At 61.0% G+C, this 25,630-nt stretch carries 23 protein-coding genes; 15 read left to right on the forward strand and 8 right to left on the reverse strand.

All coding sequences use genetic code 11. The annotated features are described in order from the left end of the window. Nucleotides 1–52: 52 nt before the first annotated feature. From fhuB to AB5Y94_RS05785, 5 genes are all read right to left on the reverse strand, one after another. A complete protein-coding gene (gene fhuB / locus AB5Y94_RS05765) occupies nt 53–2,035 on the reverse strand; it encodes a Fe(3+)-hydroxamate ABC transporter permease FhuB (RefSeq protein WP_368205163.1) in 1,983 nt (660 codons plus the stop codon). Then, on the reverse strand, nt 2,032–2,958 hold the full coding sequence (locus tag AB5Y94_RS05770; protein WP_368205164.1) for an ABC transporter substrate-binding protein: 927 nt from the start codon (nt 2,956–2,958) through the stop codon (nt 2,032–2,034). Before AB5Y94_RS05770 ends, fhuB begins: the two co-directional genes overlap by 4 nt. An 18-nt stretch (nt 2,959–2,976) precedes the next feature. Further along, entirely contained in the window at nt 2,977–3,741 is a 765-nt protein-coding gene (locus tag AB5Y94_RS05775) for an ATP-binding cassette domain-containing protein (protein ID WP_005307174.1), read from the reverse strand. Nucleotides 3,742–3,763: 22 nt separating this feature from the next. Continuing rightward, complete coding sequence (locus AB5Y94_RS05780; RefSeq protein ID WP_368205165.1) at nt 3,764–5,422, reverse strand: multidrug ABC transporter permease/ATP-binding protein; 1,659 nt, start codon at nt 5,420–5,422, stop codon at nt 3,764–3,766. Between the two features lie 79 nt (nt 5,423–5,501). Further along, entirely contained in the window at nt 5,502–7,610 is a 2,109-nt protein-coding gene (locus AB5Y94_RS05785) for a TonB-dependent siderophore receptor (protein ID WP_368205166.1), read from the reverse strand. A gap of 383 nt (nt 7,611–7,993) precedes the next feature. Here AB5Y94_RS05785 and mioC point away from each other — a divergent pair, with 383 nt between their 5' ends. The 15 genes from mioC to glmU all read left to right on the forward strand — a co-directional run bounded on the left by mioC (nt 7,994) and on the right by glmU (nt 21,784). Further along, nucleotides 7,994–8,443 (forward strand): FMN-binding protein MioC, encoded by a 450-nt coding sequence (gene mioC, locus AB5Y94_RS05790; RefSeq protein WP_005307185.1) that lies wholly within the window; start codon nt 7,994–7,996, stop codon nt 8,441–8,443. A gap of 509 nt (nt 8,444–8,952) precedes the next feature. Beyond that, nucleotides 8,953–10,842, forward strand: a complete 1,890-nt coding sequence (mnmG, locus tag AB5Y94_RS05795; RefSeq protein ID WP_017783543.1) for a tRNA uridine-5-carboxymethylaminomethyl(34) synthesis enzyme MnmG — start codon at nt 8,953–8,955, stop codon at nt 10,840–10,842. A 20-nt stretch (nt 10,843–10,862) separates the two neighbouring features. Beyond that, entirely contained in the window at nt 10,863–11,489 is a 627-nt protein-coding gene (rsmG, locus tag AB5Y94_RS05800; protein ID WP_024942392.1) for a 16S rRNA (guanine(527)-N(7))-methyltransferase RsmG, read from the forward strand. A 26-nt stretch (nt 11,490–11,515) separates the two neighbouring features. Beyond that, on the forward strand, nt 11,516–12,319 hold the full coding sequence (locus tag AB5Y94_RS05805) for a ParA family protein (protein WP_005307193.1): 804 nt from the start codon (nt 11,516–11,518) through the stop codon (nt 12,317–12,319). Continuing rightward, on the forward strand, nt 12,316–13,230 hold the full coding sequence (locus AB5Y94_RS05810) for a ParB/RepB/Spo0J family partition protein (protein WP_010635594.1): 915 nt from the start codon (nt 12,316–12,318) through the stop codon (nt 13,228–13,230). Before AB5Y94_RS05805 ends, AB5Y94_RS05810 begins: the two co-directional genes overlap by 4 nt. A gap of 190 nt (nt 13,231–13,420) precedes the next feature. Next, the gene (locus AB5Y94_RS05815) at nt 13,421–13,831 is read left to right on the forward strand and encodes an ATP synthase subunit I (protein ID WP_010635593.1); all 411 of its coding nucleotides are present in this window, start codon (nt 13,421–13,423) and stop codon (nt 13,829–13,831) included. A gap of 8 nt (nt 13,832–13,839) precedes the next feature. Then, a complete protein-coding gene (atpB, locus tag AB5Y94_RS05820; RefSeq protein ID WP_005307200.1) occupies nt 13,840–14,622 on the forward strand; it encodes a F0F1 ATP synthase subunit A in 783 nt (260 codons plus the stop codon). Between the two features lie 58 nt (nt 14,623–14,680). Beyond that, nucleotides 14,681–14,923: a F0F1 ATP synthase subunit C gene (gene atpE, locus AB5Y94_RS05825; protein ID WP_005307205.1), complete on the forward strand. Its 243-nt coding sequence runs from the start codon at nt 14,681–14,683 to the stop codon at nt 14,921–14,923. 52 nt (nt 14,924–14,975) lie between these two features. Next, the gene (gene atpF / locus AB5Y94_RS05830) at nt 14,976–15,446 is read left to right on the forward strand and encodes a F0F1 ATP synthase subunit B (protein WP_005307207.1); all 471 of its coding nucleotides are present in this window, start codon (nt 14,976–14,978) and stop codon (nt 15,444–15,446) included. A gap of 13 nt (nt 15,447–15,459) precedes the next feature. Next, nucleotides 15,460–15,993 carry a F0F1 ATP synthase subunit delta gene (gene atpH / locus AB5Y94_RS05835; RefSeq protein ID WP_211030772.1) on the forward strand — a complete coding sequence of 178 codons (534 nt, stop codon included), beginning with the start codon at nt 15,460–15,462 and terminating at the stop codon, nt 15,991–15,993. A gap of 15 nt (nt 15,994–16,008) precedes the next feature. Next, complete coding sequence (atpA, locus tag AB5Y94_RS05840; RefSeq protein ID WP_010635591.1) at nt 16,009–17,550, forward strand: F0F1 ATP synthase subunit alpha; 1,542 nt, start codon at nt 16,009–16,011, stop codon at nt 17,548–17,550. 43 nt (nt 17,551–17,593) lie between these two features. Further along, nucleotides 17,594–18,460 carry a F0F1 ATP synthase subunit gamma gene (atpG, locus tag AB5Y94_RS05845; RefSeq protein ID WP_005307212.1) on the forward strand — a complete coding sequence of 289 codons (867 nt, stop codon included), beginning with the start codon at nt 17,594–17,596 and terminating at the stop codon, nt 18,458–18,460. Between the two features lie 33 nt (nt 18,461–18,493). Then, a complete protein-coding gene (gene atpD / locus AB5Y94_RS05850; RefSeq protein WP_005307215.1) occupies nt 18,494–19,882 on the forward strand; it encodes a F0F1 ATP synthase subunit beta in 1,389 nt (462 codons plus the stop codon). 18 nt (nt 19,883–19,900) lie between these two features. After that, nucleotides 19,901–20,329 carry a F0F1 ATP synthase subunit epsilon gene (locus tag AB5Y94_RS05855; RefSeq protein WP_005307217.1) on the forward strand — a complete coding sequence of 143 codons (429 nt, stop codon included), beginning with the start codon at nt 19,901–19,903 and terminating at the stop codon, nt 20,327–20,329. A 93-nt stretch (nt 20,330–20,422) separates the two neighbouring features. Next, nucleotides 20,423–21,784, forward strand: coding sequence for a bifunctional UDP-N-acetylglucosamine diphosphorylase/glucosamine-1-phosphate N-acetyltransferase GlmU (glmU, locus tag AB5Y94_RS05860; protein ID WP_368205167.1), 1,362 nt, complete (start codon nt 20,423–20,425; stop codon nt 21,782–21,784). A gap of 50 nt (nt 21,785–21,834) precedes the next feature. Here glmU and creD read toward each other — a convergent pair whose 3' ends face one another. From creD to blrB, 3 genes are all read right to left on the reverse strand, one after another. Next, entirely contained in the window at nt 21,835–23,196 is a 1,362-nt protein-coding gene (gene creD / locus AB5Y94_RS05865) for a cell envelope integrity protein CreD (protein WP_368205168.1), read from the reverse strand. Nucleotides 23,197–23,313: 117 nt separating this feature from the next. Further along, nucleotides 23,314–24,108 (reverse strand): OXA-12 family class D beta-lactamase, encoded by a 795-nt coding sequence (gene blaOXA, locus AB5Y94_RS05870; RefSeq protein WP_005307225.1) that lies wholly within the window; start codon nt 24,106–24,108, stop codon nt 23,314–23,316. 75 nt (nt 24,109–24,183) lie between these two features. After that, complete coding sequence (gene blrB / locus AB5Y94_RS05875; RefSeq protein WP_139753478.1) at nt 24,184–25,605, reverse strand: beta-lactam sensor histidine kinase BlrB; 1,422 nt, start codon at nt 25,603–25,605, stop codon at nt 24,184–24,186. Nucleotides 25,606–25,630 lie beyond the last annotated feature (25 nt).

A 25,630-nucleotide genomic window follows, 5' to 3' on the forward strand; every position in this document is an offset into this window, starting at 1 on the left:
AAAAAGCCCGGGTTCATCCCGGGCTTTTTTTGTGCATTTTTCATCCACCAACCTAGAGGCGGCGCAGGCACCACATGAAGTAAGCGCCCCCTAACAAGGTGGAGACCAGCCCCACCGGCACCTCCTGCGGGAACAGGATCTGCTGGCCGATCCAGTCCGCCGACACCATCAGCAGGGCGCCGGAGACGGCGGCACCGAGCAGGTGCCAGCGTGCCCGCACCAACCCCATCAGCTTGGCCATGTGCGGCGCCAGCAGGCCGACGAAGGAGAGCGGCCCCACCACCAGGGTCGCGCTGGCGGTGAGCACGGCAACCAGCAGCAGGATGGCGAGCTGAGCCCGGTTGAGCCGAATGCCGAGCGCGGCGGCCACCGCCGGTCCCATCGGCAGCAGATCGAGCCAGCGGCTGAGCAGCAGGCAGACTGCCAGCAGCGTCAGCGCCAGCACGACCAACCCGCCGGCAAGCGGCAGGGTGACGTAATAGGTGGAGCCGGACATCCAGGAGAGCAGTTGCTGCACCCGCAGGTCACCGTTGGCCAGCGCGATGGCCTGCAGCGGCTCGAACAGCGCCGTGATGGCGATGCCGGAGAGCAGCAGTCGCTCCGGCTGGAAGCCATGGCTGCGATTGACCAGCAGCAACAGCAGCAGACAACCGAAGGCACCGAGCAGGCCGCCGGCCAGCATCATGGGCAGCGGCAGGGCGGGCAGCAGCAGCGCCGTGGCAATCACCCCCATGAAGGTGCCACCACTCACCCCCAGCAGCTCGGGGCTCGCCATGGGGTTGCTGCTGACCCGTTGCAGCAGGGTGCCCGCCAATGCCAGCAGCATGCCCGCCGCACCGGCCGCCAGGGTGCGCGGCAGCCGCCACTCCAGCTGGGCCTGCCAGCGCAGCCAGCTCGGCCAGCGCCAGCCGTCCATCCCCTGCCCAAACAGCAAAGAAGCGATCACCGCCACTACCAACCCCATCAACATCAGGCCGACAAGGCGGGCTGGCGCCGGGTGGCGGGCCACCAGCAGGGCGGCATTCGCCTTCGGCGTGCCCGATTTGATACCCAGGCGCGGGATCAGCCACAGCAACAGCGGCGCTCCCAGCAGAGCCGTCATGGCGCCGGTCGGGATGAGCACGGATCCGCTGCGACTCAGGGATTGCAGCAACAGATCGGTGGCCGCCAGCAGCAGAGCGCCCAGTAGCGGGGCCCACAGCAGTCGCAGAGCCAGTTTTCTCACCCCCAGCAAGCGCACCAGGGCGGGCGCCGCCAACCCGATGAAGCCGATCAGCCCCACCACGCTCACCACGCAGGCGGTGACGAACACCGCCAGCCCCAGTCCGGCGAAACGCAGATGTTGAAGGGAGACCCCCAGACTGCGGGCACTGGCATCATCCAGCTCCAGCACCGCCAGCGGGCGCACCAGCACCGCGGCCAGCACGCCAGCCAGCAGCAGACGGGGCAGCAGGTAGCTCACCCCGCTCCAGCTGTTTTGCACCAGCGAGCCACTGCCCCACACCAGCAAGCCTTTCAGCTCCTCCTGAAAGAACAGCAGGAGCCCCATGCTGATGGCCGCCAGATAGAGGTTGATCACCAGCCCGGCAAAGACGATGACCACAGGATTGAGCTGGCGACGCCAGGCCAGGGCAAACACCAGCCCCATGGCGAGGCTGCCGCCGGCCATGGCGATCCACTCCCGCCCCAGCAGCAGCCAGGAGGGCGCAAACAGGGTCACCATCATCAGCGCCAGCTGGGCACCGGAGGCCACCCCCAGGGTGGTGGGCGAGGCCAGCGGATTGCGCAGCACCTGCTGCATCAGGGTGCCGGCCAGCCCGAGGGCGGCGCCGGCCAGCAGGCAGACGGCAAGGCGCGGCAGCCAGCTGAAGTGGACCACCGCCTGGCTGGCATCGGTCAGATCCGGCGACAACAGGGTCGCCAGCCAGCGTGCCGCCGGCAACTGATCGGCCAGCTCCCAACCGGCGAGCGCCAGCGTCAGCCCCAGCAGCAGGCTGACGGGAAGCCGCAGCGGCGACGGAAAAATCCGGTTCATTGCAGCCCCTCCCCGCTTTGCCCATCTTGCTGCAGCGCAGTACTGAGCTGCACGGCAAAGCGACGCGCCGCCAGCACGCCGCCAAAACTCCACACCGCGGACAGATGCAGCACGGCCGCCGCCCTCACCTGTGGCAGCTGTTGCCATAGACCAGGCTCCTGCAGCCGCTCGCTCACCCCGACCGGGATCGGATCGACCACCACCAGTCGCGCTTGCGGCAGCGCCATCAACTGCTCCAGGCTGGCCACGGCAAAGCCCCAGGCATTGGTTTCCCCCTGCCAGCCATTGCGCAGGCCGAGCCGCTGCATCACCGCCTCAAACAGGCTGTGGCGGCCAAATACCCGCACATGGCGCTCATCGATGAACTGCACCACCAGCAGGGGCGGCAGCTCTGCAGGCAACGCCGCCCGCATCTGCGCCAGATCCTGGTCCAGCCTGGCCAGCAGTTGCTCGGCCTCGGCGGTTTTGTCCACCAGCGCGGCTATGGTCAGGGTCGCCTCGTGCAGCCGCTGCCATAGATCGGCATCCGGCTCGTAGAGCGCGATGGATTGTACCGGCGCGATGCGGGAGAGGGTCGGCGCCAGCGGGGCCGCCAGCGGCGAGATGAGGATGCGATCGGGTTTGAGCTCGGCCAGCAGCTCGCGGTTGGGCTGGGCACGCTGGCCGATATCCACCACGGCGGCCGGCAGCAGCGGTTCGCCGACCCAGGCGCGGTAGGAGCCGACATCCCCCACCGCCAGCGGTGTCACCCCGAGCGCCAGCAGGGTTTCCGCTATGGTCCAGTCGACGGTGGCGATACGGGGTACCGACTTCACAGCATCGGCTCGAGAGAGGTCTGCAGCGGCAGGCATCACTGGCTCGGCCTGCAACATAAGCGGAGCCAAGAGGCAGCAGAACCAGCCAACTTTCTTGAATAAGAGCATCGAGATAACAAGCCTTATCTAAACGATGGCGATGGCGTGATCATGGGCCGGGTGGCGAATGACCTCCATCGGGATGCCATAGATGGCGTGCAGGGTCTCGCCGGTCATGATCTGCTCGGGTTCGCCGTGGGTCAGCAGGCGGCCGGAGTGCAACGCCACCAGCCGATCGCAGAAGCGGGAGGCCATGTTGATGTCGTGAATGACGATGATGACCCCGAGCTTGAGCTGGCGGCTCAACTGCTTGACGAGCGTGAGCACCTCTACCTGATGAGCTACGTCCAGCGCGGCCAGCGGCTCGTCCAGCAGGATGAAACGGCTCTCCTGGGCCAGCAGCATGGCCAGCCACACCCGCCCCCGCTCGCCGCCTGAGAGGGTATCCACCAGCCGGTCGGCAAAGCGTTCGGTATGGGTCAGCGCGATGGCCCGTTCGACCTGGCGGTGATCCTCCGCCCCCATCCGACCCAGCAGGCCGCGCCAGGGGTAGCGGCCCATCTCCACCAGCTCCCGCCCGAGCAGGTTTTCGGCGCTCGGCAGATGCTGGGGCAGATAGGCCACCTGACGGGCGAAGTCGCGCGCGCCCCACGCCGGCAGCGGCTTGTCATCGAACCGGATCTCGCCGTCACTGAGCGGCTGCTGGCGTGCCAGCAGCTTGAGCAGGGTGGATTTTCCCGAACCATTGTGGCCGATGAGGCCATAGACTTTGCCCTGCTCGAAACAGAGATCGGTAGGGTGCAGCAGCGTGCGGTCATTGACCGCGAAGCTGGCTGATTTCATCTCAAACATAAGCGGTTCCTGTTGGCCGGGTTCAAACCGGCGCCTCTGCATTCAAGTCACAATCCAGATGGGCGACCGCATCGCGGCTCACCTGCTCGCGCCGCTCGCCGGTCAGCTCGCTGAGCCGGCCCTGGCGCATCTCCAGCAGCCGGTCGGCCTGGGAGAAGTAGAGATCGTCGTGGCTGATGGCTATCACCGTCTTGCCCATCTCCTTCAGGCGCGGCAGCAACAGCTGATAGAAGATGCGACGGAACTGGGGATCCTGATCCGCGGCCCACTCGTCAAACAGCATCACCTCGCGCTGCTCGGCCAGCGCCAGCAGCAGGGCGACCCGCTTGCGCTGCCCCTGGGAGAGGTCGATATCGGCGATGAAGCCATCTTCGATGGTGAGTTTGCTGCCCATCTGCAGCCGCTCCAGCCACTCGGCCACCAGCTCATCCTTGGGTTCCGGCCCCAGCAGGTGCTGGAACAGGTGATAGTCGGTGAAGATGGCGGAGAAGAGCGCCAGATAGGCGTTGCGATCGGTGACCGGCTCCCCATCCAGCAGGATCCGGCCCGATACCGGCTGATAGAGGCCGGTCAGCAGCATGGCCAGGGTCGACTTGCCGGAGCCGTTGCCACCTATGATGAAGATTTGCTCCCCCCGCTCGATCACCAGATTGATGGGACCCACGGCAAAACCGCCCTCCCCCTGATAGTGAAAGCTCACCTGCTCCAGCTCGATGCGCTGCCAGGCGCGGGGTGCGGACGGCAGCGGGAACTCGGCGTCCGGCGCGGCCAGATTGAGGGCCGCTATCTTGTCGAACGCCACTTGGGCCGAGAGCAGGGTCGGCAGCGCGCCAATGCCCTGCAGCAAGGGGGTACGCAAGAACAGCAGGGTCAGCGCGAAGGTGGCGGCCACCTGGGTGTCGGCCCAGCCCAGCCCGTTAGCCAGGAAGAAGACCAGGCCGATGGCCCCCAGCATCATGATATTCGACCAGTTCACCGCGCTCAGGTGATAGGTGTCGGCGCGAATGATCTGCTCCCGATAGTCCTGCGCATTCTGCTGATAAAGCTGGTGGTAGACGAAGTGGGCCCGCTCGCGGTTGAGCGCCAGTTCCTTGCTGCCGGCGATGATGGCCTGATAGTTCTGATAGAGCCGATCCTCGGCCTGACGCATGTGGGAGAGATGGCGATAGACCCGGTTCACCAGCAGCCAGCCCACCACCATGGTGAAGGTAACCCAGAGCGTGGTAACGCCGAGCAGGGCCGGCGACAGCCAGCCGAGGTAGAGGGCCGAGCCCAGAGTGAGCACCAGCCCCTGCACCAGCTCCGGCAGGCGCACGAAGGCGATGGTGATCTGGCCGATGTCGCTGGAAAGGGAGGCCAGCAGCGGCCCCTGGCCAATCTGGCGCAGGCGGGCGACATCGGTATCCAGCAACTGCTTGAGCAGGCGGCTGCGCAGCCGGTAGACGAAATGATGGCCGAGGGTGGTCAGCGCCAGCTGAGAGCCGAGCGTGATCACCAGCAGCAATAAGATGAGGCCGATCAGCTGACCGAGCACCGGCAGCGGATCGCCGACGGATTCAACTAGAGACTGATTGATAAAGGCAATGACACCAATCCCGCTGACGGCACTGAGCAGGCTGAGCAGGGTAATGGCGATGAAGGGCCAACGATATTGGCGATAAACCAGAGACAAGAGTTCCATAACGGGCCGGTATTCCAGAGAGATCAGAGCAACTGCAGGTGAAAAGAAGGGCGGGAACCCGGTTCCCGCCCCACTTCGATTACCAGCGGTAGTTGATGCTGCCCACTACGCTGCGCGGCTCGCCGTAGTAGCAGTAGTAGTCGCAGCTGGCCACGTAGGTATCACCCAGCAGGTTGTTGACGTTGAGCTGAGCCCGCCAGTTCTTGGCAAAGTCATACCCGATCATCGCATCCCACACGGTATGGGCCGGCACCTGGGCCGAGCCGTAGATGGGGGTGTAGTCCGCATTCACGGCACCGATGCCGACGCTGGAGCCGACGTAGCGCACGCCGCTCCCCAGCTCGAGACCGGAGACCGGACCCTGCTGCACCTTGTAGTTGCCCCAGAAGGAGGCCTGGTGGCGCGGGATCAGGCTGGCACGGCGATCGCCATTGCCGGTGTCGTTGGTCTTGGCATCGGTATAGGTGTAGGCGGCGGTCAGGCGCAGCGCCTCGGTGGCCTGCACGCTCCCTTCCAGCTCGACACCCCGGGAGGTTACTTCGCCGGCCTGGGTCTGCTGGCCGGAACCGGTGGACACCAGCGAGTTGGTCTGCTCCAGATCGAACAGGGCCAGGTTGATGTAGCCATCGAGGAAGCTCGGCGCGTACTTGACGCCGGTCTCGTACAGGGTGCCCTTGAGCGGCTTGTAGGATTCGCTGGTGTTGGGGTCGATCCCAGGCAGCACCTCGAACGACTCGGCATAGGCAACATAAGGAGAGAGACCATTGTCGGCCAGGTACATCAGGCTGCCGGAGAGGGAGAGCTCGTGATCATACTGCTTCTCGTTCTTGCCCTTGGCTTCGCTGATGTTGTGGGTCTCCACGTAATCGAAGCGACCGCCGCCAGTCAGCAACCAGCGATCGTCCCAGCGGATCTGGTGCTGGGCATAGAGGCTGCTCTGGCCCTTGGTGCTCTTCTGGTGGGTAGCGGTGGATTCATCAAAACCGGGGAAGCCGCTGTAATCCGGGTTCATGGTATTGATGGAGCCCATGCCGTAGTTGTCGGCTTCCTGGCCTTCATTGACATGGCGCTGCAGATCCACCCCCAGCAGCAGGGTCTGCTCTGTGCTGTCGGTGTTCCAGTAACCCACCATCTGGTTGTCCATGGTGGCGCTCTTGGTGGTGCCGTCGCGATAGATCAGGCCGCGGAAGGCGGTGGTGCCTTCATAGGTCGGGAAGATATAGGTCTGGCGCAGCAGCAGATCGTTGTAGTTGAAGCGGACGTTCTGCTTGAACTCCCAGGTCTGGTTGAGCTGGTGGGCCAGCTCGTAACCGGTGGAGAGCTGGGTGTTGCGGTTGCGATCGTAATCCGGCTGGCTCAGGTTGGTACTGGGATCGATCTGGCCACCGCTGGTATTGAGGGTGCCGTAAACCGGGAAGAAACCGTTGGTCGGCACCCCTTCGTCGTGCAGGAAGCTGGCCAGCAGGGTCAGGCTGGTGCGATCCGAGAGATCGAAGGTCACGCTCGGCGCCAGATAGACGCGATCGTTGTAAGTGCCGTCCAGCACGCCGTCACGCTCCTTATAAAGAGCAACCATGCGGTAGCGGCTGTTGTCGGTCAGTGCATCGGAGACATCCACCCCGATCTGGCGATGATCACGGCTGCCCAGCTGCAGATCCAGCAGCCCCTGCGGGGTGGCGGTCGGCCGCTTGCTGATGGCATTGATCACGCCGCCGGGAGGCGCCTCGCCGTAGAGGATCGAGGCCGGGCCTTTGAGCACTTCCACGCTCTCCAGGCCGAACGGCTCCGGCGTCCAGAGATAATAGCCGGTGCCGAACAGGCGGTTGCCATCCAGATAGGAGGCAGCATCGAAGCCGCGCACCTTGAACCAGTCGGTATTGTTGTCGGAGCCATAGAGGCCGGTGAGCACGCCGGAGCGGTAGCGCAGGGACTCGTCAAGCTGCTGCACGGCACGCTGATCCAGCTCCTCGCGGTTGACCACGGAGACGGCGCGAGGCGTCTCGGCCATGGGCACTTCCACCTTCATGGCGGTGCCGGTGACCACCATGGTCTCGCTGGCTTTGGGCAGTTCTTTCGGTTGTTCGGCCGCCAGCACGGGCAGGCTGGCCAACAGGCAGGAGAGCGGCAGCAGTTGCTGTGCCCCTCTCTTTCGCATCGCTGCGATGGGGGTGTTTTTTTGCGCAATCATAGTAAGTGTCTCAAATATCAATGAGTTGTTTCTGATTTCTTATTATTGATAGCCGGTCATGCCGGCAGCCCGGTTCCTCAGGCGAATAAAGCAGCGACATGCTACTACAGGAGCCATGATCGAATCGATTCAATAATTGCTAATCATTTGCATCCGCATTGTTACTTAACGTATCAGGAGCCGAGCGGAGAACACACAAGAGGAGGAAACGGCCCCTTTTCGACACGATCGCAAGATTGGGCAGGATCGGCGGGCGGGGATCCCTTTTTTCCGTACAAAAGCAGCGAGGATCCATTATCCCCAAGCTTTATCCATATTTATCCACACCCTTTGGCGGTAGAATCCGGCTTTCTCTTGCTTCGTCTGAAATCAGGATCCATTCCATGGCCAAACTCAATCTCGTCGTCGGCTCCATGCTGGGCGCCTCTGAATATGTCGCGGACCACATCGCCGGCCTGCTGGAACAAGCGGGCCATCAAACCGAGATCCACAACCCCGCCAGCCTGGCCAGGGTGCTTGCCGAGCCGGAGGCCATAGTGCTGGTGGTCACCTCCACCCACGGTGCCGGCGATGTGCCCGACAATCTGCAGCCTTTCGCCAAGGATCTTGCCGAGCAGCGTCCGGATCTTGATGGCTGGAAATACGGGGTGATCGCGCTGGGAGACAGCAGTTATGACACCTTCTGCCAGGGGGGCAAGACGCTGGATCGACTGCTGGCCGAGTGCGGCGCCAGCAGGATTGGGGATCGTCTCGACATCGACGTGACCCGGCACGAGATCCCGGAAGATGCAGCCGAAATCTGGATCCGGGACTGGTTGGCCCTGATCGCCTGAACCGGGAGCGGGAGATCCGGCATGAACGGCTCGATCTCCCCGCTTATCCCCAGATCGCTATCCACCAGGTTATTAACAGGTGGATCCGGAGAAGTTGTTCCAAGGGTTCCCCTAGAATGCTCCGAGAAATTGTGAATAACTCCTGTGTGAAACTCTGTAAAACCTATAGTTATCCATGTATTAGATCTAAAACAAAGGGTGTCTGTGCATAAAAACCCTTGTTATCCCCCAGTTCACGGGGCCAGGATCCAAGCTTTTCCACAACCAGAGATCGCTCTTAAGACGATGATCTTTATGATCAAAAAGTGCTTATCAACAGAAGCGGCGGATCCTAATAAAAGATCCAATAAAAGATCGATCTAAAGATCCTTAAGATCTATTTAGTGGATCCTCCCTCCATACTGAACGTTAAGTAGACGTTCCCCTCAGGACGCTAAACAGATAGAATGTTCCGCCCTCGAGCACAGGCAAACAAAGATCTTCAGGCGTGCAGATCAAGGTGATCCCCAATGCAATACCATGAACAATTTGATGTGATCGTCGTCGGTGGCGGTCATGCAGGAACCGAAGCGGCAACAGCGGCAGCCCGGATGGGCCTCAATACCCTGTTGCTGACCCACAATATCGATACGCTGGGACACATGTCCTGCAACCCGGCGATCGGCGGGATCGGCAAGGGACACCTGGTCAAGGAAGTTGACGCTCTCGGCGGGATCATGGCGCGTGCCATCGATCTTGGCGGGATCCAGTTCCGTACCCTCAACTCCTCCAAGGGCCCGGCGGTTCGCGCCACTCGCGCCCAGGCGGATCGTTTGCTTTACAAGGCAGTCGTGCGCCAGATGCTGGAGAACTACCCCAACCTGAAGATCTTCCAGCAGGCCTGTGACGATCTCATCATGGACGGGGATCGGGTTGCCGGCGTGGTCACCCAGAGCGGGATCCGCATCAGCGGCAAGACGGTCGTGCTGACCGTGGGTACCTTCCTGAACGGCCTGATCCACATCGGCATGGAAAACTACAAGGGCGGCCGCGCCGGGGATCCTCCCTCGATCGCCCTCGCCCAGCGCCTGCGGGAACTGCCGCTGCGCATCGATCGCCTCAAGACAGGTACGCCGCCCCGCATCGATGCCCGCAGCGTCGATTTCTCGGTGATGCAGGCCCAGCACGGTGACGATCCGCGTCCGGTCTTCTCCTTCATCGGCGATGCCAGCCAGCATCCGCGTCAGGTGCCCTGCTACGTTACCCATACCAACGAGCGCACCCACGAGGTGATCCGCAACAACCTGGATCGCAGCCCCATGTACGCCGGGGTGATCGAGGGGATTGGTCCGCGCTACTGCCCATCGATCGAGGACAAGATCACCCGTTTTGCCGACAAGACGGCGCACCAGATTTTCGTCGAGCCGGAAGGCCTGACCACCCACGAACTCTATCCGAACGGGATCTCCACCAGCTTGCCGTTCGACGTGCAGGTGCAGATCGTCCGCTCCGTGCGCGGCTTCGAGAATGCGCATATCACCCGCCCGGGTTATGCCATCGAGTACGATTTCTTCGATCCGCGGGATCTCAAGGCCAACATGGAGAGCAAGTGCATCGGCAACCTGTTCTTCGCCGGCCAGATCAACGGCACCACCGGCTATGAAGAGGCGGCAGCCCAGGGCCTGCTGGCCGGTCTGAACGCCGCCCTGCGTGCGCAGGGCAAGGATCCCTGGCATCCGCGCCGGGATCAGGCTTACATCGGCGTGATGATGGACGATCTCTCCACCCTGGGAACCCGCGAACCCTACCGCATGTTCACCAGCCGTGCCGAATATCGCCTGCTGCTGCGGGAAGACAACGCCGATCTGCGTCTGACCGCCATCGGCCGCGAGCTGGGCCTGGTGGATGACGAGCGCTGGAGCAAGTTCAACGCCAAGATGGAACAGGTGGAGCAGGAGCGTCAGCGCATGCGCTCGACCTGGATCCACCCGCAACATCCGTCGCTGGAGGCGGTCAACGCCCTGGTCAACACCCCGCTGACCCGCGAGCAGAGCCTGGAAGAGCTGCTGCGTCGCCCCGAGGTGACCTACGATGCGCTGATGGCCATCGAGGGGGTCGGGCCTGCGCTGAGCGATTCGGCCGCCGCCGATCAGGTGGAGATCCAGATCAAGTACGCCGGCTACATCGAACGCCAGCACGACGAGGTGGAGAAGCAGCTACGCAACGAGAACACCCTGCTGCCGCTGGACATGAACTACCGCGACGTCAACGGTCTCTCCAACGAGGTGATCGCCAAGCTCAACGATGCCAAGCCGCAGACCATAGGTCAGGCGTCCCGCATCTCCGGCATCACCCCGGCGGCCATCTCCATCCTGCTGGTTCATCTGAAAAAACACGGCCTGCTGCGTAAAACCGCCTGAGGATCCTACCGTTGCAAAACATGCTGGAAAGATTGAACGGCCTGCTCATGCAGGCCGGAATTGTTATCACCGAGACCCAAAAGACCCAGTTGGTTCGGCTTGTCGAGTTGCTGCACAAGTGGAACAAGGCTTACAATCTCACCTCGGTACGAGATCCGGACGCCATGCTGGTCAAGCACATCCTCGACAGCCTGGTGGTGAGCCGGCACCTGCACGGTGAGCGCTTCATCGATGTGGGCACTGGCCCGGGTCTGCCCGGACTGCCGCTGGCGATCATCAATCCGGACAAGCAGTTCGTGCTGCTGGACAGTCTGGGCAAGCGGATCAACTTCATCCGCCAGGTGATCCTGGAGCTGGGCTTGACCAACGTGACTCCCGTCAAATCCCGGGTCGAGGAGTATCAGCCCGAGGTGGGATTTGACGGCGTGCTGAGCCGGGCCTTCGCCTCGCTGGAGGACATGCTGGGCTGGTGTCACCATCTGCCGTCTGCCCAGGGCAGCTTCCTCGCGCTCAAGGGACAGTATCCCGAGCAGGAGCTGGCCCAGTTGCCCGCCAACATCCGTCTGGTCGCCTCCCATCAATTGGTGGTGCCGGAGCTGGAAGGCGAACGTCATCTGCTGGAATTCAAACATATCCAGCCCGAATAGGGTCGCAGTTTCATTTAGGGGACAGTGTGGGAAAAGTCATCGCCATAGCCAACCAGAAGGGTGGAGTGGGTAAAACCACCACCTGTGTGAATCTGGCCGCCTCCATGGCCGCTACCCGCCGCAAGGTGCTGGTGATCGATCTGGATCCGCAGGGCAATGCCACCATGGGCAGCGGTGTCGACAAGTATGAAGTCGAGCGCACCGCCTATGAGCTGCTGATCGAGGACGCCCCCATCGGCGAGGTGATCATCCCCGAAACCTCCGGGGGCTATCACCTGATCGCCGCCAACGCCGACGTGACCGCGGCCGAAATTCGTCTGATGGAGTTCTTCGCCCGCGAGATCCGCCTGCGCAACGCGCTGGCCGCGGTGCGGGACAAATACGACTACGTCTTCATCGACTGCCCGCCTTCTCTCAACATGCTGACCGTCAACGCCATGGCCGCCGCCGACTCCGTGCTGGTGCCCATGCAGTGCGAATACTATGCGCTCGAAGGGCTCACCGCCCTGGTCGACACCATCAGCAAGCTGGCAGCCGTGGTCAATCCGGATCTGAAGATCGAAGGGGTGCTGCGCACCATGTTCGATCACCGCAACCGGCTGGCCAATGATGTGTCCGATCAGCTTAAACAGCACTTCGGGGACAAGGTCTATCGCACCATCATTCCCCGCAACGTAAGACTGGCGGAGGCACCGAGTTTCGGCGCCCCGGCCATGCACTATGACAAATCATCGGTGGGCGCCAAGGCCTATCTGGCTCTGGCTGGCGAGATCCTGCGTCGCCAGGAGCAGGAGCGTCAGGTGACCATCGCAGACCGAGAGAGCATATGACGCCGAAAAAACGTGGGCTGGGCAAGGGGCTGGACGCTCTGCTCAGCACCAGCACGGCCGCGCGCCAGAAGCAGGTGATGAGCGATCAGCGCACCGAGCAGGCCATGGCCCCGACCCCGACCAATCAGGGTGAACTGCGCAAGCTGCCGGTGGAGTGGTTGCAGTCCGGCAAGTACCAGCCGCGCAAGGACATGTCGCAGGATGCGCTGGAAGAGCTGGCCAATTCCATCCGTGCCCAGGGGGTGATCCAGCCCATCGTGGTACGCCCCCTTGGCGAGCAATCCTTCGAAATCATCGCCGGTGAGCGGCGCTGGCGCGCCTCCCAGCTGGCCCGCCTCGAGGTGGTGCCCTGCCTGGTCAAGGATGTGCCTGACGAGGCGGCCGTCGCCATCGCGCTCATCGAGAACATCCAGCGTGAAGACCTCAACGCCATCGAGGAGGCGGTCGCCCTGCAGCGGCTGCTGACCGAATTCGAACTGACCCACCAGCAGGTGGCCGATGCGGTGGGCAAGTCCCGCACCACGGTGACCAACCTGCTGCGCCTCAACCAGCTCAACGACGACGTGAAGCGCTTCGTCGAGCACGGTGACCTCGACATGGGCCATGCCCGTGCCCTGCTGGCCCTGAGCGGCCAGGCCCAGTCCGAACTGGCCAAACTGGTTGCCCAGAAGGGGCTGACCGTGCGAGATACCGAGAAATTGGTGCAAAAGGCGCTGGAACCGGCAAAAGCCAGGGTCGAGCCCGTCCGCGATCCCCAGTTTGGTTATCTCGAGCGCCAGATTTCAGAAAAAATTGGCAATCAGGTACAACTTCAGCCGGGAAAACAGGATAGCGGCAAGTTAGTAATTAGTTACGAGAACTTGGCGGATTTGGACCGGGTATTGAGCTATTTTGGCCTGTCAGAATCGTGATTTTTACGCTTTTTGTAGTAATAAAACATCCATTCCTTTTGATATGAACATAACCTTAATTCTGTGCGGAAAGCCGCAAAAATTAAGGATTTTTGCCATGTTGCAATAGCTGTCTTCAAGGGTATAATTTGACCGGCTTTTTGGGCTGTAAACGCGGGGTCTTCGGATCCCGATTTTTTACAGTTCTGTAATGTTCAGGGGTAGGTTGGTGAAGCAGAAAATAGCCTTGGAAGGTTTAACGCTGGCCTTGGCTATGCTCGTTTGTCAGCTCGTCCTGATCCTGGCGATCAGTACCGTCTGGTTTTACCAGGCCGGTGCGTTTGCCGGACGCTCCTCTCTCTACGGGGGGAGCATGTACTGGGTTCCACAAGCCCTGTTCACGCTCTGGGTTCTGCGCCGCAAGGTAACGAAAGAGAGCGTGGGCCTGGTTCTGCGGGACTTTTATGGTGGGGCAGGGATTAAGCTCATTACTACAACAGGACTTTTCGCCCTGATGTTTGGCGCCGGGATCGAGGTCGATACCGTCTCGTTCTTTGCCACTTATATCCTCGCCCTCGTTGTACAGTGGATAGTCTCATTCACGCTTAACAACCACTATTAGGAAAACTCATGTCTGCAACCGGAGAAGTCCTGACTCCTCAGGGATATATCTCCCACCATCTGACCCATCTGCAAGTCGGGTCTGGGTTCTGGACAGTCAATGTCGACTCAATGATATTTTCTGTTCTGTTGGGCGCTCTGTTTATCTGGTTGTTCCGCCGCGTAGCCGTCAACGCTACCAGTGGTGTGCCCGGTAAACTGCAGTGCTTTGTGGAGATGCTGGTCGAGTTTGTGAGTGGTAACGTCAAGGACATCTTTCACGGTCGCAACAAGGTCATCGCACCTTTGGCCCTGACGGTGTTTGTGTGGATCTTCCTGATGAACCTGATGGATCTGATCCCCGTTGACTTTATCCCCCACGCTGCACAGTTGATGGGTGTTCCCTATCTGCGTGTGGTTCCCTCTGCTGACGTTAACATCACCATGTCCATGGCTTTGGGCGTGTTCTTCTTGATCCTGTACTACAGCATCAAGGTCAAGGGTATCGGCGGGTTTGTGAAGGAGCTGACGCTTCAGCCTTTCAACCACCCGGCGGCCATCCCGGTTAACCTCATCCTGGAAACTGTTACGCTGATTTCCAAACCTGTTTCTCTGGGTCTTCGACTGTTCGGCAACATGTATGCTGGCGAACTGATCTTTATCCTGATTGCGGGTTTGCTACCCTGGTGGTCTCAGTGGATCCTGTCCGTGCCTTGGGCAATTTTCCACATCCTGATCATCACTTTGCAGGCGTTTATCTTCATGGTGCTGACCATCGTCTATCTGTCGATGGCTCAAGAAGACCATGGTTGATGCAACTCAAATAATCCTTTTTATACAATCAATTACATCTAAATAAATGGAGATCCTCATGGAAAACTTGAACATGGACCTGCTGTACATCGCTGCTGCAATGATGATGGGTCTGGCGGCTATCGGCGCTTCCATCGGTATCGGTATCCTGGGTGGCAAATTCCTGGAAGGTGCAGCTCGTCAACCGGACCTGATCCCTGTTCTGCGTACCCAGTTCTTCATCGTGATGGGTCTGGTGGATGCGATCCCGATGATCGCCGTTGGTCTGGGTCTGTACGTGATGTTTGCGGTTGCCGGCTAAGTCATAGCGACCTCCGGACATAACCCATTAACTAACTAAGAGGACACAGGCTGTGAATATCAACGCCACCCTCCTCGGCCAAGCAGTTGCTTTTTTCTTCTTCGTAGTGTTTTGCATGAAGTACGTGTGGCCGCCGCTGATGGCTGCCATCGAAGCCCGTCAGAAAACCATTGCTGACGGCCTCTCTTCTGCCGAGCGTGCCAAGAAAGATCTGGATTTGGCCAAGGCCAACGCCACCGATCAGCTGAAAGAAGCCAAGCTCCAGGCTGCAGAAATCATTGAACAGGCCAACAAACGCAAGGCCCAGATCATTGATGAAGCTGCTGCCGGTGCCCAATCTGAGCGGGAAAAAATCCTGGCTCAGGGCCGTGCCGAGATTGAAGCTGAACGTCATCGTGCCAAAGAAGAACTGCGTAAGCAGGTTGCTGCTCTTGCCATTGCTGGTGCAGAGAAGATCCTGGCGCGCCAAATCGACCAGGCTGCCAACAGCGACATCGTCGACAAGCTGGTAGCAGAACTGTAACGGGAACGGGGCTATGTCTGAACTGACTACAATCGCTCGCCCCTACGCCAAGGCTGCTTTCGAGTTTGCCGTTGAGCACAAGGCGGTTGACCAGTGGCTGGGGATGCTCGGCTTCGCTGCACAAGTAGCGGAGAACGAGACCATCCACAACCTGGTAAACGGCTCTGTGGCTGCCGAAGAGCTGGCAAAGTTGTTTGTCGGCATCTGTGGTGAGCAACTCGACGAGCATGGTCAGAACCTGATCCGGGTGATGGCCGAGAATGGTCGCTTGGGTGTGCTGCCGGCGGTCGTTGCCGAATTCATCGCGTTCAAGGCTGAACTGGATAAAGAAGTTCAGGCTGACGTGATTTCGGCGATCGAACTGACCGACCAGCAGAAAGCCAATATTCAGGCTTCTCTGGAACAACGTCTCGCGCGCAAAGTGAAGCTGAATTGCAGCATAGATGCGTCCTTGATGGCCGGGGTGCTCATCAAGGCCGGTGACCTGGTTATCGACGGCACGGTCCGCGGTAAGCTGGATCGCATGGCTGACGCGCTGCAATCTTGATTGGGGTATTAGAGCATGCAACTGAATTCCACTGAAATCGCCGAGCTGATCAAGCAGCGCATTGCGCAGTTTGATGTAAAGAGCGAAGCGCGTAACGAAGGTACCATCGTCTCTGTGAGCGACGGTATCATTCGTATTCACGGCCTGGCCGATGCCATGCAAGGTGAGATGATCGAGCTGCCGGGCAACCGCTATGCTCTGGCATTGAACCTGGAGCGTGACTCCGTCGGTGCGGTGATCATGGGTTCCTATGACGGTCTGTCAGAAGGAATGAAAGTAAAAGGGACTGGCCGCATTCTGGAAGTGCCGGTCGGTCGTGGTCTGTTGGGCCGGGTGTTGAACACCCTGGGTCAGCCGATCGACGGTAAAGGTCCAATCGACAACGACGGCTTCTCGCCGATCGAAGTGATTGCACCGGGCGTTATCGAACGTAAGTCTGTTGACCAGCCGGTCCAGACCGGTCTGAAAGCCATCGATGCCATGATCCCTATCGGTCGTGGCCAGCGTGAGCTGATCATCGGTGACCGTCAGGTGGGCAAGACTGCCATCGCCATCGACACCATCATCAACCAGAAAGACTCCGGCATTAAGTGTGTCTACGTTGCGATCGGCCAGAAGGCCTCCACCATCGCCAACGTGGTGCGCAAGCTGGAAGAGCACGGCGCCCTGGCCAACACCATAGTGGTGGTTGCCTCTGCCTCCGAAGCGGCTGCCCTGCAGTACCTGGCTCCGTATGCCGGCTGCTCCATGGGTGAGTACTTCCGTGACCGCGGTGAAGACGCGCTGATCATCTATGATGACCTGTCCAAGCAGGCCGTAGCTTATCGCCAGATCTCCCTGCTGCTGCGCCGTCCGCCAGGACGCGAAGCCTACCCGGGCGACGTTTTCTATCTGCACTCCCGTCTGCTGGAGCGTGCTGCTCGCGTCAACGCCGAGTACGTAGAGAAGTTCACCAACGGTGCCGTGAAAGGCCAGACCGGTTCTCTGACCGCCCTGCCGATCATCGAAACCCAGGCTGGTGACGTATCCGCGTTCGTTCCGACCAACGTGATCTCCATCACCGATGGCCAGATCTTCCTGACTTCACAACTGTTCAACTCCGGTATCCGTCCGGCCGTTGACCCGGGTATCTCCGTATCCCGTGTAGGTGGTGCCGCTCAGACCAAGATCGTCAAGAAGCTGTCCGGTGGTATCCGTACCGCGCTGGCCCAGTATCGCGAACTGGCTGCATTCGCCCAGTTCTCTTCCGACCTGGACGATGCGACCCGCAAGCAGCTGGATCACGGTCAGAAAGTGACCGAGCTGATGAAGCAGAAGCAGTACTCTCCGCTGAGCGTGGCTCACCAGTCTCTGGTGCTGTTCGCCGCGGAAAAAGGCTATCTCTCCGATGTCGAGCTGAACAAGATCGTCGACTTCGAAGCCGCTCTGCTCTCTTACGCCAATACCCAGCATGCCGAGCTGATGGCTGAAATCAATGCCAAGGCCGACTACAACGACGCGATCGTTGGCAAGCTGACTGCGTTGCTGGACAACTTCAAGGCAACCCAGACCTGGTAAGCGTGTGTGGCAGCGCGAGCTGCCACCTGATGGAGAGTAAGAGATGGCCGGCGCAAAAGAGATACGTAACAAGATCGCGAGTGTGAAAAACACTCAGAAGATCACCGGCGCTATGGAAATGGTGGCAGCAAGCAAGATGCGCCGTGCGCAAGATCGCATGTCTGCCAGCCGTCCGTACGCTGAAACCATGCGCAAGGTGATCGGCCATATCGCTCAGGGGAACCTGGAATACAAGCACCCCTACCTCATCGAACGTGAGGTCAAGCGAGTGGGTTACATCGTCGTCTCCACCGACCGTGGCCTGTGTGGTGGTCTGAACATCAACCTGTTCAAGGCTGCCCTCAATGACATGAAGCAATGGAGCGCGAAAGGAGCCAAGGTTGACCTGGCTCTGATCGGCAACAAGGCCTCCAACTTCTTTGAACGGCACGGCGCCAAGGTGAAAGCTCACGTCGCAGGACTGGGCGATAACCCGAGCGTCAATGACCTGATTGGTTCAGTCAAGGTCATGCTGAAGGCTTACGACAACGGTGAGATTGACAGGCTGTATCTGGTGTACAACAAGTTCGTCAACACCATGGTTCAGCAACCACGAGTCGATCAACTGCTGCCTTTGCCCGTAACTGAAGACAGCAAGCTCGCCAAGAAACACCACTGGGATTACCTCTATGAGCCGGATCCCAAGCAACTGCTGGATACCCTGCTGATTCGCTACGTCGAATCCCAGGTCTACCAGGGGGTAGTGGAAAACTTGGCAAGTGAACAGGCAGCCCGAATGGTTGCCATGCAAGCCGCGACTGACAACGCCGGTAACCTGATTAACGATCTGCAACTGGTATACAACAAGGCCCGTCAGGCCAGTATTACCCAGGAACTGACAGAGATCGTGTCCGGTGCTGCTGCGGTGTAAGGCAAGGGTTATCAAAGGTTTAGAGGATTTGACATGAGTAACGGTTTCATCGTCCAAATCATCGGCGCTGTGGTGGACATCGAGTTCCCGCAAGATGCCGTGCCCCAGGTGTACGATGCACTGAAGGTTGTCAGCGAAGGTCAAGGCCAGGGTCTGGTGCTGGAAGTTCAGCAACAGATCGGTGGCGGCGTCGTTCGTTGCATCACCATGGGCTCCTCCGACGGTCTGCGTCGTGGGTTGGAAGTAGTGAATAGCGGTAAATCCATCCAGGTGCCGGTCGGCGTATCGACTCTGGGTCGGATCATGAACGTACTGGGCGATCCGATCGACGAAAAAGGTCCGATCGGTGAAGAAGAGCGTTGGTCCATCCATCGCGCGGCTCCCAGCTACGAAGATCAGTCCAACAGCAACGACCTGCTGGAGACCGGTATCAAGGTTATCGACCTGGTATGCCCGTTCGCCAAGGGTGGTAAGGTTGGTCTGTTCGGTGGTGCCGGTGTAGGCAAAACCGTAAACATGATGGAGCTGATCCGTAACATCGCGATCGAACACAGCGGTTACTCCGTTTTCGCCGGTGTAGGTGAGCGTACCCGTGAGGGTAACGACTTCTACCACGAGATGATGGAGTCCAACGTTCTGGACAAAGTATCTCTGGTTTACGGTCAGATGAACGAGCCGCCCGGAAACCGTCTGCGCGTGGCGCTGACCGGCCTGACCATGGCCGAGAAGTTCCGTGACGAAGGTCGTGACGTGCTGTTCTTCGTGGACAACATCTACCGTTACACCCTGGCCGGTACCGAAGTATCCGCACTGCTGGGCCGTATGCCCTCCGCAGTAGGTTACCAGCCGACCCTGGCCGAGGAGATGGGTGTTCTGCAGGAGCGCATCACCTCCACCAAGACCGGTTCCATCACCTCCGTACAGGCCGTTTACGTGCCTGCGGATGACTTGACCGACCCGTCTCCGGCGACCACCTTCGCCCACCTGGATGCGACCGTGGTACTGTCCCGTCAGATCGCGGCACTGGGTATCTACCCAGCCGTTGACCCGCTGGACTCCACCTCCCGTCAGTTGGATCCGCTGGTGGTTGGCAAGGAGCACTACGAGACTGCTCGTGGCGTTCAGACCGTGCTGCAGCGCTACAAAGAGCTGAAGGACATCATCGCCATCCTGGGTATGGATGAACTGTCAGAAGAAGACAAACTGACCGTAGCCCGTGCCCGTAAGATCGAGCGTTTCCTGTCCCAGCCGTTCTTCGTGGCCGAAGTGTTTACCGGTTCTCCGGGCAAATACGTGCCGCTGAAAGAGACCATCCGTGGTTTCCAGGGCATCCTGAAAGGCGAGTACGACGATCTGCCGGAGCAGGCGTTTTACATGGTTGGCAGCATCGACGAAGTTGTCGAGAAAGCCAAGAAACTGTAAGCCTCGATAGGAGGGCCCATGGCTGAGATGATCTCCTTTCACCTGGACGTGGTGAGCGCCGAAGGAAAACTGTTTTCCGGTCGCGTGCAGTCCGCTCAGGTATCAGGCTCCGAAGGTGAGCTGGGTCTCCGCCACGGTCATGCTCCGTTGCTGACTGCCATCAAGCCGGGCCTGGTCCGCTTGGTGAAGCAGAACGGAACTGAAGAGGTGCTGTACATCTCCGGCGGCATGCTGGAAGTGCAACCCGAAGCCGTGACCGTGCTGGCGGACACCGCGATTCGTGCCGACGATTTGGATGAGGCGAAAGCCCAGGAAGCCAAACGCGCGGCGGAAGAGCGGATCCACAGCTCCCATGGTGATATCGACTACGCCCAGGCCGCCACCGAGCTGGCCAAGGCGATGGCTCAACTGCGGGTCATCGATATCGTCAAAAAGAATTACCGTTAATAACGGTGAGGTAAAAAGCGACCTGCGGGTCGCTTTTTTTTTACTCGTTGGATAGACTCCGCCCAGCATTTCCACCTGTTTCAAAGGCTAGCTATGTCTCTCAATGTCGTGATCCTGGCTGCGGGTAAAGGCACCCGTATGCGTTCCTCCCTGCCCAAGGTACTGCACCCGATCGCCAACAAGCCCATGGTCTCCCATGTGATCGATACCGCCCGCCAGGTGGGTGCCGAGCAGCTGCACCTGGTCTATGGCCACGGTGCCGAACTGCTGAAGGAGCGGATCCAGGCATCCGACCTGAACTGGGTGCTGCAGGCCCAGCAACTGGGAACCGGTCATGCGGTGGCCCAGGCCATCCCGTTCTGGAATGATGAAGACGACGTGCTGGTGCTGTACGGCGACACCCCGCTGATCCAGCCGGAAACCCTGCAGCGGCTGCTGGCGGCCAAGGCCGACGACGGCATGGCGCTGCTGACCGTGGTGCTGGACAACCCGACCGGCTATGGCCGCATCGTACGCAGCAATGGCCAGGTGGTCGGCATCGTCGAGCAGAAGGATGCCAACGCCGAGCAGCTCGCCATCCGCGAAGTCAACACCGGCGTGCTGGTGGCCAACGGTGGCCAGCTGCGCAGCTGGCTCTCCCGTCTGGACAACAAGAATGCCCAGGGCGAGTTCTATCTGACCGACGTCATTGCCATGGCCCACGCCGACAACTGCCCCATCGCCGCGGTTCACCCGGACAGCGCCATGGAGGTGGAAGGGGCCAACAACCGGGTGCAGCTGGCCCAGCTCGAGCGCAGCTATCAGCAGATGCAGGCCGAGAAGCTGATGATCGCCGGTGCCACCCTGATCGACCCGGCCCGCTTCGATCTGCGCGGCACCCTGGAGATCGGGGAAGAGGTGGTAATCGACGTCAACGTCATCATCGAAGGCAAGGTTGTGCTGGGCAACCACGTCCGCATCGGGGCCGGCAGCGTGCTGAAGGATTGTGTGATCGGCGATCACTCCGAGGTGAAACCCTACTCCGTCATCGAAGGCGCGCAAATCGCCGACCAGTGCTCGGTCGGTCCCTTTACCCGCCTGCGCCCGGGTGCCGTACTGGAGCAGGATGCTCACGTCGGCAATTTCGTCGAGATGAAGAAGGCGCGCCTCGGGGTTGGCTCCAAGTGCGGTCATCTGACCTATCTGGGGGATGCCGAAGTAGGTGCCAAGGTGAACATCGGGGCCGGCACCATCACCTGCAACTACGACGGGGTGAACAAGTTCCAGACCATCATCGAGGACGACGTCTTCGTCGGCTCCGATACCCAGCTGGTGGCGCCGGTGCGCATCGGCAAGGGGGCGACCCTGGGGGCCGGCTCCACCATCACCAAGGATGTGGCCGAGAACGAGCTGGTGATCACCCGGGTGCCCCAGCGTCACATCAAAAACTGGGCTCGCCCGGTCAAGAAGAAGTGATGCCCGATCAATGAAATGCAAACCGGCGCCTGATGGCGCCGGTTTTGTTTTCAGCTCTCCTGCCCGCTGGCGGGGGGCGTCGGGGCGCTTCCCATCACCCGATACCAGTCCAGCTTGCGGGTCAGCACCATGACCAGCGCCAGGATGGCGAACAGCAGCAGGGCGCCGAGCAGCAGGGCTATCTCCTCGGCCTGCAGCAAGCCGAACAGGATGGCGTAGACCAGCCCCAGCAGGGCCGCGAAGCCGAGCCCCTGTTTGGGGCCGCCCAGCACATGGCTGAGGTAGAAGCCGTTGAGGGTCACGCTGGCCAGGGCGGCAATCAGATAGGCCCAGGCAAAGCCGAGGTGTTCGGTCAGTGCCAGCAGCACCAGATAGAAGATGGCCAGCCCCATGCCCACCAGCGCGTACTGGATCGGGTGCACCCGCAGCCCCTTGAGCAGCTCGAACATGAAGAAGCTGAGGAAGGTGAGGCCGATGAACAGCAGCGCATACTTGGCGGCCCGCTCGTTCTGCTGATAGTGATCCACCGGCTGCACCAGGCTGACGCTGAAGGCGGGCAGATCGCCGCTGGCACCCTTCATCATCCGGTTGAAACGGCTCTCCATGTCGGTGGCAAACCAGCTGCTCTGCCAGCTCGCCTCGAAGCCGCTGGCGGTGAGGGTACGGCTGCCCGGCAGAAAGTCGCCGATGAAGTTGGGGTGGGGCCAGTTGCTGGCGAGGTTGAGCCTGCTGTCCTGGCCTAGCGGCACCACTTCCAGCTGGTTCATCCCCTGCAAATCCAGCTCGATGTGAAAGGCGCCACCCTCCCCCGGCAGGGCCGCGAGCGGCGCATGGATGCCGGCCAGTCCGTCACCCAGCAAGGCGCCGGGGGCGAACGGGATGCGCTGCTCCCCCAGTTGCAGCTCGGGTACCCGGTTGATGCCGCGGGCATCGGACAGCACCAGGCTCAGATAGGGTTTTCCTGCCACCAGGGCGGGATCGGCCCCATCGACGGTCAGATCCGGTTCGCCGCTGATCAGGGTTTTACCGTTCAGTTCGGCAGGCAGTCGCCCGGAGAGGGAGAGCCGGGTGTGATAGACCTGGGCCTGGTAGATGCCGAGCTTGCGCGGGGTCACCTCCATACTGGCCTGCACGTCCAGCTGCTCCGGCAGCAGGTAGCGGTAGAGCTGCAGCTTGCGCTCGAAGCGCTTGCCATCCTGCTCCACCGTGACGGTACGGGTATAAGGCTGCACTACGACCGGCCCCAGCAGTCGCTGCGGCCCGCTGCTGCTGGCCATGATGCTGTGGATGGCCTGGCTGCGATAGGCCTGGCGCTCCCGGTTCAGCTCCATGATGGATTGCACCGGCACCATCAGCAGCAGGCTGAGCAACAGCAGCAGAAAGATCTTGTGGCTGAATATCTGTTTGACCATGACACGTCTCCTTGTTGATGGAGCGAGTGTGGCTGGGTCGGGTGAAGGGGGGATGGGGCTGTGTGAAGTGGAGGTGAAGGGGGATAAAAAAACCGGCGCAGAGCGCCGGTTTTGCCATCACAGGGTTTTCAGTTTGGCCGGCAGGGCGGCCAGCACCTCTTCCTTGGCCTTGAGGGAGGCGAACTGCTTGCCGGGTTTCTGCACCACGGTATGGACGAAGATGAGCTGCTTGCCCGGTTTGCTGGCCCAGCCGACGAACCAGCCGATCTGCTGATCCCGGTTGAGGCTGCCATCCAGCTTTTTCGGATAACCCATCCCGGTCTTGCCGTGGATCTGCCAGCCGTCGATCTCGCTCACCTTGAGGATGTTGGCGGTGTACTGCAGGGTCTGCGCCGACACCGGCAGCTTGCCGCTCACCATCTTGCCGAGGAAGCGGGCCTGCTCCTCTGGACTGATGGCCAGGCTGGCGCTAAGCCAGGCCTGGGTCAGACCGTCGTGTTTGCCGGGGTTGCCGGAGAGATCCCGGTTGCCGTAGTCGAAACGGTCGACGTACTGCTGGAAGCGCTCCATCCCCAGCCATTCGGTGATCTGCTGGGAGAACCAGACCACCGAGTAGGTTTCCCAGCGGCGCGGGGTGGTGGTCTCCCGCCAGGCGGGCAGCCAGTCGTCGTAACCCGGTTTGAAGGGCAGCGCCGGGTGCTCTTCGTCTACCAGAAAGCCGCTGTCATAACCCATCAGCGCCAGCGGGATTTTGAAGGTGGACGCGGGTGGCAACTGGCTTGAACAATCCCCTTCGCTGGAGAGGGTCTGGCCGTTGCCGTCGGCATAGAGAAAGCAGCCGGTGGCGGCGCTGGCCGGCAGCGAAAACAGCAGGCCTGCGCCGAGCAGGCCGGATAACAGAAGGCGGGACATGGGGGCTCCTTGAGCACATAAAGTTCGCTGGGAAAACACCAGCATAGCGCCGCTTTATGTGCCCAGTGTGAAGTGTCAGCCCGCTGGCAACCAGAGCTCGGCCAGCACTCCGCCGTCAGCCTGGTTGGTGAGGGTCAGCCGGCCGCCGTGCTGGCGCGCCACTTCGGTGGCGAAGCTGAGCCCGAGGCCGCTGCTCTTGCCTTTGTCGGGTCTGGGCAGGGAGTAGAAGCGCTCGAAGATGCGCGGCAGGGCGTAGGCCGGAATGCCGGGTCCCTGATCCCGTACCCGGAAGCAGTAACCCCCCTCTTCCATGGTGCCGCTCAGCCTGAGAGTGCTGCCGACGGGGGAGAAGTCGAGGGCGTTGTCCAGCAGGTTGCCGAGGGCCTGCTCCACCAGCAGGGGATCCCACTTCTGTTTCTGGGCTTCCCCCAGCTCGGCGTGCAGGGTTATCTGGCGGCGCTGGGCCAGGATCTGGCGGGCGTCGAGCGCCCGTCTGCCCAGCCTGGCCGGCTCGACCGCCTGTCTGTCCAGCCCCTGCCCCGACTCCAGTTTGGCCAGCTGCAGCATCCGCTCGATCAGTTGCTGCATGCGGGCCGTCTCCAGATTGATGTTGCCGATAAAGCGCTTTGCGACGTCCAGCGGCGGGGCCTCGGTCAGTATTTCCCCTGCCCCGCGAATGGCGGCCAGCGGGCTCTTGAGCTCGTGGGTCAGGCTGTGCACATAGGCTTCGATGTAGGCCTTGCCATCCAGCTGGCGGCGCATGGTCTCAAGGGAGCGGCCGAGCCGATCCAGCTCCGGGCTGTAGAGGCGTGGCAGAGTGGCGGGCTGGCCCTGGCTGACCGCATCGGCATAGTGCACCAGCTTGCCGATGGCGCGGTTGAGCCACCACACCAGCAGGGCGCCGATGAGCAGTGAGATGAACAGCAGCAAGGCTGCCCCCTGCAGCAGCTGGTGCTCGCTGCGTTCTATCATGGGCAGCAGGGTGCGGTTGGGTTTGGCGACGGTGAGGGAGCCGAGGATGTCGTCCCCCTCCCGCAGCGGGGCGGCGACGTGCATCACCGAGCTGGTGGGATCGTCGGGATCGCTGCGGGTGCTGCGGGCGCCGTATTCACCGCGCAGGGTCAGATAGACGTCGTTCCAGCGCGAGTAGTCCTTGCCCAGGTCCACCCCGTCCGAGTCGTAAACCACTTTGCCCCAGCGATCGACCACATAGATGCGGTACTCCGCCTGCTGCTTGAGGTGGCCGTCGATGAGGGCGTTGATGGGGCTCTGGTTGAGGCGGGCGAAGGCGCTGGCCAGCCGGCCGTCGGCCATCTTCCCCTCCTGCAGGTCATCCAGCGCCAGCGGGGCCAGCATCTGGGCCATGTCTACCAGGGTATCTTCGGTGGCGCTGCGCACCCCGGGTTTGATCTCCTCGACAAAGATCTCCAGCACGAACCAGGCGGCCAGCGCAAAGATCAGCACCAGCCCGCACAGCAGTTGCAGTCCGATTCTCATGTCATCCCCCGGCCGTGACCCGGTA

This window comes from Aeromonas sp. s5 (assembly GCF_040907865.1).
In the GTDB taxonomy this organism is placed as follows: Bacteria; Pseudomonadota; Gammaproteobacteria; order Enterobacterales; family Aeromonadaceae; genus Aeromonas; species Aeromonas dhakensis.

Excerpts from the sequence above, each read along its gene's own strand:
- AB5Y94_RS05775 (WP_005307174.1), bottom strand. The coding sequence starts at position 3,741 with ATGTTTGAGATGAAATCAGCCAGCTTCGCGGTCAATGACCGCACGCTG.
- glmU (WP_368205167.1), top strand. The coding sequence starts at position 20,423 with ATGTCTCTCAATGTCGTGATCCTGGCTGCGGGTAAAGGCACCCGTATG.
- rsmG (WP_024942392.1), top strand. The coding sequence starts at position 10,863 with ATGCTGGAAAGATTGAACGGCCTGCTCATGCAGGCCGGAATTGTTATC.
- fhuB (WP_368205163.1), bottom strand. The coding sequence starts at position 2,035 with ATGAACCGGATTTTTCCGTCGCCGCTGCGGCTTCCCGTCAGCCTGCTG.
- AB5Y94_RS05785 (WP_368205166.1), bottom strand. The coding sequence starts at position 7,610 with ATGATTGCGCAAAAAAACACCCCCATCGCAGCGATGCGAAAGAGAGGG.
- mioC (WP_005307185.1), top strand. The coding sequence starts at position 7,994 with ATGGCCAAACTCAATCTCGTCGTCGGCTCCATGCTGGGCGCCTCTGAA.
- AB5Y94_RS05855 (WP_005307217.1), top strand. The coding sequence starts at position 19,901 with ATGGCTGAGATGATCTCCTTTCACCTGGACGTGGTGAGCGCCGAAGGA.
- atpA (WP_010635591.1), top strand. The coding sequence starts at position 16,009 with ATGCAACTGAATTCCACTGAAATCGCCGAGCTGATCAAGCAGCGCATT.
- AB5Y94_RS05770 (WP_368205164.1), bottom strand. The coding sequence starts at position 2,958 with ATGCTCTTATTCAAGAAAGTTGGCTGGTTCTGCTGCCTCTTGGCTCCG.
- creD (WP_368205168.1), bottom strand. The coding sequence starts at position 23,196 with ATGGTCAAACAGATATTCAGCCACAAGATCTTTCTGCTGCTGTTGCTC.
- blaOXA (WP_005307225.1), bottom strand. The coding sequence starts at position 24,108 with ATGTCCCGCCTTCTGTTATCCGGCCTGCTCGGCGCAGGCCTGCTGTTT.
- blrB (WP_139753478.1), bottom strand. The coding sequence starts at position 25,605 with ATGAGAATCGGACTGCAACTGCTGTGCGGGCTGGTGCTGATCTTTGCG.
- AB5Y94_RS05810 (WP_010635594.1), top strand. The coding sequence starts at position 12,316 with ATGACGCCGAAAAAACGTGGGCTGGGCAAGGGGCTGGACGCTCTGCTC.
- atpD (WP_005307215.1), top strand. The coding sequence starts at position 18,494 with ATGAGTAACGGTTTCATCGTCCAAATCATCGGCGCTGTGGTGGACATC.
- mnmG (WP_017783543.1), top strand. The coding sequence starts at position 8,953 with ATGCAATACCATGAACAATTTGATGTGATCGTCGTCGGTGGCGGTCAT.
- atpH (WP_211030772.1), top strand. The coding sequence starts at position 15,460 with ATGTCTGAACTGACTACAATCGCTCGCCCCTACGCCAAGGCTGCTTTC.
- AB5Y94_RS05780 (WP_368205165.1), bottom strand. The coding sequence starts at position 5,422 with ATGGAACTCTTGTCTCTGGTTTATCGCCAATATCGTTGGCCCTTCATC.
- atpE (WP_005307205.1), top strand. The coding sequence starts at position 14,681 with ATGGAAAACTTGAACATGGACCTGCTGTACATCGCTGCTGCAATGATG.
- atpB (WP_005307200.1), top strand. The coding sequence starts at position 13,840 with ATGTCTGCAACCGGAGAAGTCCTGACTCCTCAGGGATATATCTCCCAC.
- AB5Y94_RS05815 (WP_010635593.1), top strand. The coding sequence starts at position 13,421 with ATGTTCAGGGGTAGGTTGGTGAAGCAGAAAATAGCCTTGGAAGGTTTA.
- atpG (WP_005307212.1), top strand. The coding sequence starts at position 17,594 with ATGGCCGGCGCAAAAGAGATACGTAACAAGATCGCGAGTGTGAAAAAC.